Genomic DNA, 227 nt, shown 5'->3' on the forward strand with positions numbered 1-227 from the left:
ACTCTAAAGAAGATGGCACCAAACAGGATACTAATAAACAAGTGCAAGATCCAGTAGCTAAACCTGTTACTGACAATCCGGAGCAAGATCCAACAACTAAAACTGTTACTGGCAAACCAGAACATAAGCTAGCAAGCAGCCCTGTTGAGAATACAAATTCAGGTCCAAAGCAAATAACAACAAACATTTTAACCGGTGTAAAGTTGACGGATAAAGACGGAAAACCA

At 39.6% G+C, this 227-nt stretch carries 1 protein-coding gene; it reads left to right on the top strand.

Annotated elements, in window-relative coordinates; translation table 11 throughout:
* A partial coding sequence (locus MR167_RS32460) for a hypothetical protein (RefSeq protein ID WP_242316308.1) occupies positions 1 to 227 on the top strand: 227 nt, incomplete at both ends.

It is taken from the genome of Bacillus cereus group sp. BfR-BA-01355 (assembly GCF_022663675.1).
Lineage (GTDB): Bacteria > Bacillota > Bacilli > Bacillales > Bacillaceae_G > Bacillus_A > Bacillus_A thuringiensis_S.